The sequence below is a fragment of the Methanocrinis sp. genome (assembly GCF_049974945.1).
Classification (GTDB): Archaea; Halobacteriota; Methanosarcinia; order Methanotrichales; family Methanotrichaceae; genus Methanocrinis.
In genome coordinates this window covers 1-12,166 of record NZ_JBNGCU010000055.1, presented here as the reverse complement: position 1 = coordinate 12,166, position 12,166 = coordinate 1, and the positions used below count along the sequence as shown (strand labels likewise).

At 61.1% G+C, this 12,166-nt stretch carries 15 protein-coding genes and 1 pseudogene; 14 read left to right on the top strand and 2 right to left on the bottom strand.

Translation table 11 applies throughout. The annotated features are described in order from the left end of the window. The 14 genes and pseudogenes from ACP5EL_RS06765 to nspC form a co-directional block, all read left to right on the top strand. Window positions 1-387, top strand: a pseudogene (locus ACP5EL_RS06765) (hypothetical protein); the annotation flags it as partial. Further along, on the top strand, window positions 384-665 hold the full coding sequence (locus ACP5EL_RS06760) for a 50S ribosomal protein L44e (RefSeq protein WP_428401754.1): 282 nt from the start codon (window positions 384-386) through the stop codon (window positions 663-665). The pseudogene ACP5EL_RS06765 and the gene ACP5EL_RS06760, both read left to right, overlap by 4 nt. A gap of 14 nt (window positions 666-679) precedes the next feature. Beyond that, entirely contained in the window at window positions 680-832 is a 153-nt protein-coding gene (locus tag ACP5EL_RS06755) for a 30S ribosomal protein S27e (protein ID WP_428401755.1), read from the top strand. Window positions 833-841: 9 nt separating this feature from the next. Continuing rightward, on the top strand, window positions 842-1,615 hold the full coding sequence (locus ACP5EL_RS06750) for a translation initiation factor IF-2 subunit alpha (RefSeq protein ID WP_428401753.1): 774 nt from the start codon (window positions 842-844) through the stop codon (window positions 1,613-1,615). Further along, the gene (locus ACP5EL_RS06745) at window positions 1,612-1,773 is read left to right on the top strand and encodes an RNA-protein complex protein Nop10 (RefSeq protein ID WP_428401752.1); all 162 of its coding nucleotides are present in this window, start codon (window positions 1,612-1,614) and stop codon (window positions 1,771-1,773) included. The genes ACP5EL_RS06750 and ACP5EL_RS06745 overlap by 4 nt, the downstream gene beginning before the upstream one ends. Beyond that, a complete protein-coding gene (locus ACP5EL_RS06740; RefSeq protein WP_428401751.1) occupies window positions 1,770-2,534 on the top strand; it encodes a proteasome assembly chaperone family protein in 765 nt (254 codons plus the stop codon). The genes ACP5EL_RS06745 and ACP5EL_RS06740 overlap by 4 nt, the downstream gene beginning before the upstream one ends. A 7-nt stretch (window positions 2,535-2,541) precedes the next feature. Beyond that, entirely contained in the window at window positions 2,542-3,876 is a 1,335-nt protein-coding gene (locus tag ACP5EL_RS06735; RefSeq protein ID WP_428401750.1) for a TldD/PmbA family protein, read from the top strand. A gap of 70 nt (window positions 3,877-3,946) precedes the next feature. Continuing rightward, a complete protein-coding gene (locus ACP5EL_RS06730; protein ID WP_428401749.1) occupies window positions 3,947-4,801 on the top strand; it encodes a ribose-phosphate diphosphokinase in 855 nt (284 codons plus the stop codon). A 77-nt stretch (window positions 4,802-4,878) separates the two neighbouring features. After that, on the top strand, window positions 4,879-5,283 hold the full coding sequence (locus ACP5EL_RS06725; RefSeq protein WP_428401748.1) for a hypothetical protein: 405 nt from the start codon (window positions 4,879-4,881) through the stop codon (window positions 5,281-5,283). A 1-nt stretch (window position 5,284) separates the two neighbouring features. After that, a complete protein-coding gene (locus ACP5EL_RS06720; protein WP_428401747.1) occupies window positions 5,285-6,463 on the top strand; it encodes an ATP-binding protein in 1,179 nt (392 codons plus the stop codon). Window positions 6,464-6,465: 2 nt separating this feature from the next. Continuing rightward, window positions 6,466-7,656, top strand: a complete 1,191-nt coding sequence (locus tag ACP5EL_RS06715) for a vWA domain-containing protein (protein ID WP_428401746.1) — start codon at window positions 6,466-6,468, stop codon at window positions 7,654-7,656. Window positions 7,657-7,678: 22 nt separating this feature from the next. After that, window positions 7,679-8,677, top strand: coding sequence for a class I SAM-dependent methyltransferase (locus ACP5EL_RS06710; RefSeq protein ID WP_428401745.1), 999 nt, complete (start codon window positions 7,679-7,681; stop codon window positions 8,675-8,677). 323 nt (window positions 8,678-9,000) lie between these two features. Continuing rightward, window positions 9,001-10,179, top strand: coding sequence for a saccharopine dehydrogenase family protein (locus ACP5EL_RS06705; RefSeq protein WP_428401744.1), 1,179 nt, complete (start codon window positions 9,001-9,003; stop codon window positions 10,177-10,179). 5 nt (window positions 10,180-10,184) lie between these two features. Next, a complete protein-coding gene (nspC, locus tag ACP5EL_RS06700; protein WP_428401743.1) occupies window positions 10,185-11,423 on the top strand; it encodes a carboxynorspermidine decarboxylase in 1,239 nt (412 codons plus the stop codon). A 78-nt stretch (window positions 11,424-11,501) separates the two neighbouring features. On the opposite strand, the gene ACP5EL_RS06695 is transcribed toward nspC, so the two are convergent. Then, window positions 11,502-11,714 carry a type II toxin-antitoxin system HicA family toxin gene (locus ACP5EL_RS06695; RefSeq protein ID WP_428401742.1) on the bottom strand — a complete coding sequence of 71 codons (213 nt, stop codon included), beginning with the start codon at window positions 11,712-11,714 and terminating at the stop codon, window positions 11,502-11,504. Continuing rightward, window positions 11,704-11,916, bottom strand: coding sequence for a type II toxin-antitoxin system HicB family antitoxin (locus ACP5EL_RS06690; RefSeq protein WP_428401741.1), 213 nt, complete (start codon window positions 11,914-11,916; stop codon window positions 11,704-11,706). The genes ACP5EL_RS06695 and ACP5EL_RS06690 overlap by 11 nt, the downstream gene beginning before the upstream one ends. Window positions 11,917-12,166: the final 250 nt, after the last annotated feature.

Below are 12,166 nucleotides of genomic sequence, written 5' to 3'. Positions count from 1 at the left end.
ATCGACCTCCGGATCAAGAAGATCACCAGGAAAGTCCAGCGCGCGGGCTCCGCCTCGCGGGACGTGGCCATCAAGGGGATGACCCCGGAGGAGGAGCAGATATATCGCCAGACTCTCGCCGCCCTCACCGAGGGGAGGGAGTCGATCCTCGATTCTGTGAACCGGGTGAAGCGCGAGACCACCGAAAGGGCTTTAACGCCCAAGAAGGGTATGACCCAGGAATACGCCCTTGTTATCATGATGGAGAGTGTTCCGACGTTCGCGGGCGTTGACGGGAGGCGTTATTCCCTCCAGCGGGGAGACTTGGTTATGCTCCCGGCTTTACATGCCAAGAATTTGTGTAATAAAAATTTAGCTCGCGAATGCAAAGCAGGTGTGATCCCATGAAGATGCCAAAGGAGTTTAAAGCTCACTGTCCATTCTGCAAAAAGCACACCACCCATACGGTGGAGAGGGTGCGGAGAGGACGGGCCACGACGATGGCCCACATAGACAGGCAGAAGCACCGTGCCCAGGGGATAGGAAACTCTGGGAAGTTCTCGAAGGTTCCGGGCGGGGACAAGCCCACCAAGAGGGTGAACCTCAGATATCGGTGCAACGAGTGCAAGAAGGCCCACAATCGCAAGGGCTTCAAGGTTTCAAAGTTCGATCTGGTGGAGGGTTAAATCTGTCAAAATTTCTGAAAGTTAAGTGCAACGACTGCGAGAACGAGCAGGTGATCTTCGGCAACGCCGCCACGGTGGTCAAGTGCCTGGTCTGCGGAAGAACCCTGGCCGAGTCCAGGGGCGGAAAGGCCCAGGTCAAGACCCAGATATTAGAAGTGTTAGAGTGAGTGATAGATATGCAGCGAGAGGGTTGGCCTGAACCTGGGGAGCTTGTGGTCTGCACCGTGGATCAGGTGGTGGACTTCGGCGCCTTCGTCATCCTGGACGAGTACACGAACAAGAGAGGGCTGATCCACATATCTGAGGTGGCCAGCGGCTGGATAAAGTACATTAGAGACCACGTTCGAGAAGGCCAGAAGATCGTCTGCAAGGTTCTCAACGTCGACCCCTCGAGACATCACATCGACCTATCCCTGAAGGATGTCAACGAGCACCAGAGGCGGGAGAAGATCCAGGCCTGGAAGGCCGACCAGAAGGCCTGGAAGTGGCTCCAGATGGCCTACGAGGGCGAGGAGGATCACCTGGCCGACGTCGCGAGCACCCTGATCGAGGGGTACGAGAGCCTCTATGTGGCCATGGAAGATGCGGCCGTCAGCGGGATCGACGCCCTCGCCGAGGCTGGCCTCAGCCCCGAGGACGCCAGTAAGGTTCTCTCCATCTCTCAGGAGAACGTTAAGATCCCCTACGTCGACATCACCGGTTACGTCGACCTCATCAGCCCGGCCCCCGACGGGATCGAGCAGATCAAAAAGGCCCTCAAGAAGGCCGCCCGGACCAAGGAGGACGAGGTGACGTTGGACGTGAGGTACGTCGGCGCGCCCCGCTACAGGATTCACGTCACAGCCCCCGATTACAAGCTGGCCGAGGGCGAGCTTCGAAAGGCGGCCCAGGCCGCGATAAAGTCCATCGAGAAAGAGGGCGGCGAAGGAACCTTCCACAGGCAGGCATGAGGTCTAAAATAAAAAAGTGCAGGAGCTGTGGCCTGTACACCCTGAAGGATAACTGCCCCATCTGCGGCGCTGTTACCAGCCAGACGAGGCCTGCCCGGTTCTCTCCCGAGGACCGTTACGGCAGGTATCGACGGGCATTGCGCCAGGAGGCCGAATGAGAGAGACCGTTGTTCGCAGAATTAAGGAGACCGACCTCAAGAAACCCATCCTCATCGAAGGCCTGCCGGGCGTAGGTCATGTCGGAAAGCTGGTGGCCGAGCACCTCATTGAGGAGCTAGAGGCTGATAAGATCATCGAGATATACTCGCCTCACCTCCCGCCTCAGGTGATCGTCCTCGACGACGGGACGGTAAAGCAGGTCCGAAACGAGATCTACGTCCACCGGGGCGAGGATCGAGATCTTCTCCTCCTGGTGGGCGACTATCAGAGCGCCACCAACGAGGGGCACTATGAGCTCGCGGGCGCTTTCCTCGATCTCTGCGAGGAGTTCGGTGTCGAGAGGATCTATACTCTCGGAGGTTACGGCACGGGCCAGTTCGTCGACAAGCCCCATGTTCTGGGGGCTACGAACAGCCTAGAGCTCGTCGAGGAGATGAAGGAGTACGGCGTCGTCTTCCAGGAGAACGAGCCCGGCGGGGGCATCGTCGGTGTCAGCGGCCTTTTGGTGGGCCTCGCGAGGCTCAGGGAGATCGACGCCGTCTGTCTGATGGGCACCACCAGCGGCTATCTCGTCGACCCCAAGAGCGCTCAGGAGGTTCTGCGGGTCCTCTCCAAGGCTCTCCAGATCGAGGTGGACATGCAGGCCCTGGAGGAGCGGGCGAAGGAGATGGAGCGGATCGTGGGCAAGCTCCAGGAGATGGAGAAGGCCCAGATGCCCTTCGAGACGAGCGGCGAGGAAGACCTCCGCTACATCGGATGAATCGACCATGATCGAGGATCTCTTCGAGAGCGCGCGTCGTCTCCTCGCCTTGGCCGAGAGGGCCGGGGCGGAGGAGGCGGAAGTCTTCGGTTCTGTGGCGAAGGCCGTCGACGTCGATCTTCGGAGAGATCAGGTCGAGATGGCCAGCGAGAGCCGCGACCGGGGCCTGGGCCTGCGGGCCGTCGTCGAGGGGGCCGTCGGCTTCTCAGCCACCAGCGACCTCTCCAAGCTCGCGGGGGTGGCCGAGAGCGCCGTCAGAGCCGCCCGGGCTCGAGGTCCCGACGATAAGTGGCGTTCGCTCCCGTATCCAGAGCGACCGGGCCGACCAGAGGGGGTCTACGATCCGGCCATCGCCGAGATGGGGCCCGACGAATGTCTCGACCTGGCTGCAACCCTCCTTTTTGGAGTGGGCTCGGTATCGGGCGCTGATCCCGTCTCCGGTGGTCTCTCTGCCGTCTCCGGCTCGGAGCTTCTGATCAACTCGAATGGCGTAGAGCTCGACGAGAGGTGGACCGTCTTTACCGCCTATCTGGAGACGCTGGCGAAGGGCGAGGATGGCGCAGTCGCGACAGGATATGATTTTGTGAACTCCAGGGCCGCCCACTCCGACCTCGCAGACCTCGGGTGGTCCGCAGGCGACCTCGCCAGGCGGTCGGTCGGAGGGATCCGGGGCGAGAGCGGGAAGGCCCAGGTGCTCCTGGGGCCGATCGCCTTTGCCGAGATCCTAGAGAGCGCCTTCGCCCCCTCCATATTCGGGGACAACATCCAGAAGGGGAGGTCGACTCTGGCGGGAAGGATCGGCGAGACCGTGGCCGAAGAGATGATCAGAATCGTCGACGACGGCCTCTTAGGTGGCGGTATGGCCACCTCGAGCTTCGACGGCGAGGGCGTCGCGTCCCAGAGGACGACGGTGGTGGAGGGAGGAGTTCTGAGGGCCTTTCTCTACGACTCCTACACCGCGGGAAAAGAGGAGGCAGAGATGAAGAGCACCGGGAACGCAGACCGGCCGGGCTATAACGGTATTCCGCGGATAGGAACGAGCAACCTGATCGCATCCTCGACGGCCCCCCGGGACGTCCTGGCGGAGACGAAGAGGGGCTATCTCGTGACCGGGGTCATCGGGGCCCACACCGCAAACTCCGTCTCCGGCGACTTCTCGGTGGAGGCGAGGAACGTCTTTCTGGTTGAGGACGGCGCTCTGGTGAGGCCTATCCGCTCCCTGATGCTGGCGGGGAACGTCTTCGACCTCCTGGGGTCGATGGAGGCGGGGACCGACCCGAGGATGGTGGGATCGATGGTGGTCCCCACGGTCAAGGCGGAGATGAAGGTCGTCGGAAGCTGATGATGGGCATTCGGCGGAAGTATCGAAGTTATCTGATATGCTGATGTTATAATTATAGAGGCGAAGATTGATGATCATCGGTGGACCATCCTCCCAGCTTCTGGGGGGCAGGGTTGCAAAAGTTCTCAAAGAAGATCTTGCTTTGTGCGAGTACAGCAGCTTTCCGGACGGCGAGTCCTACACCCAGGTCTGCTCCGACCTCGACGACCGCATCGTCTTGATCCAGAGCACGCCGTCGGATCGGGATATAATCCAGCTCCTCCAGCTTCTGGACGTCTTTCGGGGAAGGCGGATCGACCTCGTCGTCCCCTACTTCGGGTACGCCCGCCAGGACAAGCAGTTCAAGCCGGGCGAGCCCCTCTCCGCGAGGGCTATGGCCGTCGCCATGGACGCATTCCTGGAGGAAGGGTCGAGAATCTTCACCGTCAACATCCACGACCGGTCCGTCCTCAACAACTTCAGGCACGAGGCCACCGACCTGGACGCTGCGTCCGTCCTAGCCGACGAGATCGGGAAGATGAAACTCGACCACCCGGTCATCATATCCCCGGACAAGGGGGCGGTCCGGATGGCGAAGGTCGCGGCGGCCAGGCTCGGTATCGATTACGACTACCTGGAGAAGACGAGGCACAGCGGGACGGAGGTCTCGATGGCCCCCAAGGAGATCGATGCCTCCGGGCGGGATGTCGTCATCCTCGACGACATGATCGCCACCGGCGGAACGATGGCTCAGGCGATATCGATCCTCAAGTCGAACGGCGCGAAGAGGGTCTACCTCGGATCGGTCCATCCGGTCCTGACCGGCAACGCCGTCCTGAAATTGTGCCGTGCAGGAGTCGAGTCGATCATCACGACCGACACCCTGGAGAAGGCGGTGAGCACGGTATCGGTGGCGAGGCTGATCGCAGAGGCCGTACGGCCGTGATCTGATCCCCCCTTCCGGCTCGGAGAATCTAAACCCTTTTAATCCCCCCCAACATAACCCCCTGCGGGTGAACTTGTTTGGAGAGGGAATGGGAGATAGACGTATCGGTTTCGGATATCGGATCGATCTTCACCCTCCTCGGGATCGCCGTCACCTCGGCGGTCATCGGGGCGGCGGAGATCGCCTATACAATGCTCTGGGTCACCTCCGCCTACGAGAGGAACGGCAAGGACTTCTTTTTGGACCTGCTCTACGCCACCACCTATACCTGGACGGCGGAGTACGTCATCACCGCCGGATCGGTGATCCTAGTATCGGCGATCATCTTCCTGGCGACGATGAGCATCTCCCTCGTCTATCTCAACCTTCTCTCGACAAAGAAGAGAAGGCCCAACCTGAACCCTCTCTTCGGGCTCTTCTTCCTGGGGCTTCTGTTGCTGATAGTAACCCTGCTCTCGGCGATAATGCTGAGGTACTCTTGAGGTGGCGATTTTGCGGATAACTGGTGTCATACGGGAAAGGAGATCTTTCGAACAGGCTCCTGAGAGGGCTTCGGAGAAGACTGCAGATTCGAGCCCGGCCCCTCAAAAAGAGAAGTCGGCGACGGACGGAAGGCCGGGCAGCTTCTCCCTCTCCCTCGCCAGGTCGAGGCGGCTTTTGTACCCCTTCGCCGCCATCGTAGGCCAGGAGAAGATGAAGCGTGCTCTGATCCTCAACGCCATCAACCCCTCGATAGGGGGCGTCCTGATACGAGGACAGAAGGGGACCGCCAAGTCCACCGCCGTCCGGGGGCTCGCAGAGGTCCTTCCAGGGATCGAGGTGGTGACTGGCTGCCGCTTCGGCTGCGACCCAAAGGACGCGGAGAACCTCTGCTGGGAGTGCGCCGAAAGGCTGGATGAGGGCGTTCTCCCGACGGAGGTGAGGCCGATGAGGGTCGTCGACCTCCCGGTGGGCGCCACCGAGGACAGGGTGGTGGGCTCCCTGGACATGGAGCGGGCCCTCCGGGGTGGGGAGAGGGCCTTTGAGCCCGGGATACTGGCCGAGGCTAACCGGGGGATCCTCTACGTAGACGAGATCAACCTCCTCGACGACTACGTCGTCGACGCCCTCCTGGACGCCGCCGCCATGGGGATGAACACGGTGGAGCGGGAGGGGGTGTCTGCAAGCCACCCGGCGAGCTTCATCATCGTCGGATCCATGAACCCGGAGGAGGGAGAGCTGCGACCGCAGCTCCTGGACAGGATCGCCCTCCAGGTCGAGGTGGAGGGGATATCGGACGTCGAGCAGAGGATCGAGATCATCGAGCGGAGGAACAGCTTCGCGTCGGATCCGGCCAAGTTCAGAGAGGAGTTCAAGGCCGAGAGCGAGAGGCTCAGGTCCAGGATCCTCACCGCCAAGAAGCTCCTCCCCAAGATCGCTACCAGCAGAGGGGAGCTTCGAAAGATCGCCATGATCTGCGTCGAGTTCGGGGTGGACGGTCACCGGGCGGATATCATGATCGAGAGGGCCGCGAGGACCAACGCCGCCTTCGAAGGGCGGGAGAGGGTCGGGACCGCCGATATCCTCGCGGCGGCGGAGATGGTCCTGCCCCATCGGATGCGAAAGACCCCCTTCGACGACGGCGAGTTCAGTCCCGAGAGGCTCAGATCGATGGTGACCTGATCATGTCCGATGTCTGCGACTCCACCTCCCTCCCGCCGGCCGGAGAGCTGGCAGCCCTCCTTCGGAGAAACCTCGACCGAAATTACGGCTTCAAGGTCTTCTTCGCTGGGGCGCCGGTTCTGGGGATCAGGATCCCCCGAGAGAGGGCGGCGGAGGTCACTTCCGAGGACCGAAGGAGGATAAAGTCGGTCCTGGAGATCTGGAGGTCGTCGGTCAGGACAGAGGAGATGGCGACCGTCGTACTCCTCGGGGACGAGACCTTCGTCGAGATGGAGCCTTCCGACCTTGAAGAGCTCGCGGCCTCGGGCCATCGGTGCGAGGGGGGGCTTCTTCCTCGCGATCTGGCCGAGATCCTCGACCATTTCGCGAGGTCCGAGGTCGGGGTCGCCTCGGGGTCTCCGGCCTCGGGGAGGAGGGCGGAGGTTCTGGCTCGGGGAAAGAGGGGACGGTACGTGAGACACCGGATGCCCCGGGGAAAGACGACCGACGTCGCCCTGGCCCCCACCATCAGGGCTGCCCTCGCCCGCTCCGGCGGAGCCGTCTCCGGCGGCAGATCCCTCGTCATAGGGGAAGAGGACCTTCGGGAGAAGGTGAGGAGGCGGAAGGTCGCCACCCTCATCGCGATCGTCCTCGACTGCAGCTTCTCCATGGAGGATTCTGCCGATGCCACGGGGAAGGTGGTGATCGAGCTTCTGAGGGACGCCTATATGAGGCGGGACAGGGTTGCCCTAGTCTCCTGCTCGGGAAGGCGGGCGGAGGTGGTCCTCCCCTTCACCTCGGCGGTGGTGACCGCCAAGAGGCATCTGGAGAGGATCGAGTACGGTGGGACGACCCCCCTCGCCAGCGGCCTCGCCAGGGGCCTCTTTCTATTGAAGCGGGAGCGCGAGAGGGAGCCCTCCGCCACGCCTATCCTGGTTCTGATCACCGACGGTAGCGCCAACGTCCCCCTGGAGGTGGCAGGAGATGCCGGCCTGGAGGCCGAGGAGGCCGCCGTTGATCTGAGACGGTCGGGGGTTCACCTGCTGGTGGTCGACGTCGGAGCTGAGGAGTCGGAACTGGCAAAGAGGATCAGCAAGGCCTCCGGCGGAAGGTACGCCAAGACCAGCCGTCCGAGCACAGAGGAGATCTATGCCGCCATAAAGGGCGAGCAGATGGGGGCTTCGGGCCAGGGGTCCGGCGACGGCCGGATCTGAGGTCTCCGGAGGTGTTCATCAGATGGCGTCTTCGAGGGGGCTGAAGGTTCACCAGAGCCGGGGAGAGATCTTCAGGCGGAGGCTGGTGGAGCTGGAGATCTTCGATCGGGATCGGAAGATAAGGTCCGAGGACGATCGGCTCTACCTGCCCATCCTGGAGCTGAACGCCGAGACGGCGGCGGAGCTCGCGAAGGTCGGCGACTTTGATCTGGTGGAGGTCGAGTTCGAGGCAGCAGAGAGGAGGCCGAACGTCGAGGGTCTCCTGGGACGAAGGGCCCACTTCGAGGTGGTGGGGGATGTGGCGATAGCGGACTCTCCCGACGAGGAGGTCGCATCCGCCATTCTGGCCGTCCACAAGAACGTAAAGACGGTGCTCTCACCCAAAACGCCGGTGGAGGGTGAGTACCGGACCCGACGCTTCCAGTTCGTCGCCGGCGAGGAGAAGACGGTCACCCTGCACAAAGAGCACGGCCTCCTCTACCGGATCGATCTGGAGAAGGCCTACTTCACCCCTCGCCTCGGTACCGAGCGGCTGAGGGTGGCGAGGCAGATCGGGCTGGGAGAGGTCGTCTTCGATATGTTCGCGGGGGTCGGACCCTTCGCCCTGCTGCTCGCAAAGCGGGGGGCGAAGGTCATCGCTGTGGACAAGAATCCCCATGCGGTCAGGCTATTGAGGGAGAACGCCCGGCTCAACCGGATCGACGACGTAGAGATCGTGGAGGGGGACGCCGGAGAGCTGGCGGAGCGGTACGAGAGGTCTGCAGATCACGTAATCATGAACCTCCCCCATACAGCCAGCCGATTTCTCGAGCAGGCCACGCGGATCGCGAAGGACGGCGGAGTCGTCCACTACTACGCCATCGCCTCCGAGGATGACCTCTACGGCCGGGATACGGCCTTTGTCGAAGAGGCGGCTCGAGCCGCGGGGGCGAAGATCAGTTATCTTCACCGTGGTATCGTGAGAAGCTACGCACCTCACCAGTACAACATCGTCATCGATTTCGAGGTGCGAAAGCCCTGAACGGGCCGGAGAACGCCACCCTCTCGTAATCAGACCGAAAAGTATATATTCGACAAATGACGTATAGGAACATGGCAAAAGTCGTATGCTATTCTCTCCCTCTACCTCCTATAACGACTTTTGCTCCTCCCTCCTATTCTACCACCAACTTTTGTAAGCAGCTCTATTTCAGCTTCTCCCTCTCGACGATTGGATCTGAGGGGCCTCAAGGGAGTCTATACTGGATTGAGATTTCGGGATAACTTTTTAGCCGATTCTCCAGAAAGGTGATCAGCCTTGAGATGAAGGCAAAGGCAGCATCAGATCCTTTGAGGTGGAGATAGATGAGCAGAGTCTTGATCATCGGCGCAGGCGGCGTAGGGGGTGTAGTGGCCACCAAATGCGCTGCGGTTCCCGAGGTATTTTCCAAGATCTTTCTGGCCAGTCGGACCCTTGAAAAGTGCGAGAAGATCCGGAGTCGGATAAATCGGTCCCTGGAGATCGCCGAGGTGGACGCAGACGACGTCGGACAGCTCGTCGATCTCTTCGAGGAGGTCTCGCCAGACCTGGTCATCAACGCCGCCCTCCCCTACCAGGACCTGGCGGTCATGGAGGCCTGTCTTGCGACCGGGGTCGACTACCTGGACACCGCCAACTACGAGCCCCGGGACGAGGCGAGGTTCTGCTATAGGTCGCAGTGGGACTACCACCACAGGTTTCAGAAGCGGGGGATCATGGCCCTTCTCGGCTGCGGCTTCGATCCGGGCGTGACGAACGTCTTCTGCGCCTACGCTCAGAAGCACGTCTTCGATGAGATCGAAGGGATCGAGATCATGGACTGCAACGGCGGCGATCACGGCCAGCCCTTCGCCACCAACTTCAATCCCGAGATAAACATCAGGGAGGTGACGGCCCCCGGAAGATACTACGAGGACGGCCGCTGGATCGAGGTCGATCCCCTCTCGGTAAAAAGAAGCTTCGACTTTCCGGGGATAGGGACCCGGGAGATGCGCCTCATGTATCATGAGGAGCTGGAGTCCCTGGCAAAGAACTTTCCCGGCGTCAGGAGGTTGAGGTTCTGGATGACCTTCTCCCCCCAGTACCTGACCCACCTCCGGGTCCTCCAGAACGTCGGGATGACCGGTATAAAGCCCGTCGTCTACAAAGGAATGGAGGTCGTCCCCCTCCAGTTCCTCAAGGCCCTCCTCCCCGATCCCGCGAGCCTGGCCGAGAATTACGAGGGGAATACCTGCATTGGTTGCCTCATCGATGGGAAGAGGGATGGGGAGGCGAAGAGATACTACATCTACAACCTCTGCGATCACAGAAAAGCCTACCAGGAGGTGGGAGCCCAGGCCGTCCACTACACCACCGGCGTCCCCGCCATGATCGGCGCCTTGCTGATCGCCACCGGCGTATGGAGGGGCCAGGGGGTCTACAACGTCGAGGAGTTCGATCCCGACCCCTTCATGGAGCTTCTGCCCAGGTACGGCCTTCCCTGGACCGAGGAGTTCCGAGAGTGATCGAGATGGGGAAGAATATCTCAAAAGGGCTCGACGGGAACAGGATAGATCTGGTCGGGATTGACTTAACCGAGGTCCCCACCCCCTGCTACATATTGGACGAGGCCGCCTTCGAGCGGAACCTGAACCTTCTCGGCTCGGTCCAGGATAGGTGCGGCTGCAAGATCCTTCTGGCCCTGAAGGGCTTCGCCGCCTTCAGCCTCTTTCCCCTGATCTGCCGACACCTCAGCGGCGTTGCCGCAAGCTCCCTCGACGAGGCCCGGCTCGGCTCCGAAGAGTTCGGCGGCGAGGTTCACGTCTGCGCTCCGGCCTATCGCGAGGATGAGTTCGACCTCCTCCTCGGCTACGCCGACCACATCGTCTTCAACTCCTTCTCCCAGCTGGACCGGTTCAGGCCGAATATTGAGGCGGCCCGCAGGAGCGGCAAGCGGGTCCGGTGTGGAATCAGAGTGAACCCCGAGCACCGGGAGGTGAAGGTCCCCATCTACGATCCCTGCGGCCCGTATTCGAGGCTGGGGACGACTTTGACGAGTTTCAGGGCCGCCGTCGGCGACGGTGGCGGTGAAGGCGGCGCTGGCTGCGACGATCATCGCCTGGCGGGGATATCCGGCCTTCACTTCCACAACCTCTGCGAGCTGGGGGCCGACAGCCTCCAGAGGACCCTCGCCGTCTTCGAGGAGAGGTTCGGAGGATACCTCGAACGGATGGAGTGGGTGAACTTCGGGGGAGGCCACCACATCACCCGCCCCGGCTACGACCTCAACCTCCTCTGCGATCTCATAAACGACTTTCAGGACCGCCACCCTCTGGAAGTATACCTGGAGCCCGGCGAGGCCGTCGCCCTCAACGCGGGCTTTTTCGTGGCCGAGGTCCTGGACGTCGTCGAGAACGGGATGGAGATCGCGATCCTGGACACATCGGCCGCGGCCCACATGCCCGACGTCCTGGAGATGCCCTACCGCCCCCAGATCGTGGGGGCGGGCCTCCCCGGAGAGTACCCCCACACCTACCGGCTCGGCGGGATGACCTGCCTCGCCGGAGACGTCATCGGCGACTACTCCTTCCCCCAGCCCCTGGAGGTGGGCGATCGGGTCGTCTTCCTGGACATGGCCCACTACACCATGGTCAAGAACACAACCTTCAACGGGATGCGGCTTCCGACGATCGCGATCCGGGACCTGAGGGGAGAGATCCGGGTCGTCCGGCGGTTCGGGTACGAGGATTACAGAAGTCGGCTGTCGTGAATGTGGATGCGGAACAACTCTGCAGGATTTTCGCCGAGAAGCTGTGGCCGACCGCCAATGTACCGTTTGGAGCCCGCGTCATTTCAGAAGATCTTCGACTTCGAGCCCCGACTGGCTCAAAATCGCCTTCAATGTGCCTTTCTTAAGTTCATCATGGAGAGGAACTGAAAAAATGATCTCTCCTTTTTGGAGCACCACGTGGCTTCCTGCCTGCCTTTTGACGGAAAAGCCATTTTTGACCAGGATCTTTATCAGCCGTTCTCCCGATATCACCGGGAGCTTAGCAGACATCTGCCAGCTCCACTTTCAGGACCTCGGCATTCTCAACCAGAAGCTCCTGGCTGAGTACCTCCAGAACAAGCCCGATCGCCTCCTTGATGTTCATCAGGGCTTCCTCTTTCGTCTCGCCCTGACTTATGGCCCCAGGCAGTTCGAGGCATCGGACAGTGTAACCTCCTTCTTCCTGAGGTTCGAGGACGACTGTGTACTTCATCGCGATAATGGTTGGTGACTGGAATATTTAACAATTTACAAACAGGAAGCTTATTTGATCCGAGGGCAGCCCGGAGCGCCTTCCGCCTAGAAGTTGGGATAAGTTTTTAGGAAGACCTCCCAAAAGGTAAACCATCCCAGTCCATCTCCTGAGGCGCATAAGATGACAAAAAAGACGCGATCATCAACCTTTCCATAAACGAGGCGGGAATCCCTCCCCAGTCCACCTACCTCTTTCACGTCATGGTGGA

Bases quoted from the DNA above. Each gene is read 5' to 3' on its own strand.
- ACP5EL_RS06730 (WP_428401749.1), top strand. From the start codon at position 3,947: ATGATCATCGGTGGACCATCCTCCCAGCTTCTGGGGGGCAGGGTTGCA.
- ACP5EL_RS06760 (WP_428401754.1), top strand. From the start codon at position 384: ATGAAGATGCCAAAGGAGTTTAAAGCTCACTGTCCATTCTGCAAAAAG.
- ACP5EL_RS06750 (WP_428401753.1), top strand. From the start codon at position 842: ATGCAGCGAGAGGGTTGGCCTGAACCTGGGGAGCTTGTGGTCTGCACC.
- ACP5EL_RS06705 (WP_428401744.1), top strand. From the start codon at position 9,001: ATGAGCAGAGTCTTGATCATCGGCGCAGGCGGCGTAGGGGGTGTAGTG.
- ACP5EL_RS06710 (WP_428401745.1), top strand. From the start codon at position 7,679: ATGGCGTCTTCGAGGGGGCTGAAGGTTCACCAGAGCCGGGGAGAGATC.
- ACP5EL_RS06695 (WP_428401742.1), bottom strand. From the start codon at position 11,714: ATGTCTGCTAAGCTCCCGGTGATATCGGGAGAACGGCTGATAAAGATC.
- ACP5EL_RS06715 (WP_428401746.1), top strand. From the start codon at position 6,466: ATGTCCGATGTCTGCGACTCCACCTCCCTCCCGCCGGCCGGAGAGCTG.
- ACP5EL_RS06740 (WP_428401751.1), top strand. From the start codon at position 1,770: ATGAGAGAGACCGTTGTTCGCAGAATTAAGGAGACCGACCTCAAGAAA.
- ACP5EL_RS06735 (WP_428401750.1), top strand. From the start codon at position 2,542: ATGATCGAGGATCTCTTCGAGAGCGCGCGTCGTCTCCTCGCCTTGGCC.
- nspC (WP_428401743.1), top strand. From the start codon at position 10,185: ATGGGGAAGAATATCTCAAAAGGGCTCGACGGGAACAGGATAGATCTG.
- ACP5EL_RS06745 (WP_428401752.1), top strand. From the start codon at position 1,612: ATGAGGTCTAAAATAAAAAAGTGCAGGAGCTGTGGCCTGTACACCCTG.
- ACP5EL_RS06690 (WP_428401741.1), bottom strand. From the start codon at position 11,916: ATGAAGTACACAGTCGTCCTCGAACCTCAGGAAGAAGGAGGTTACACT.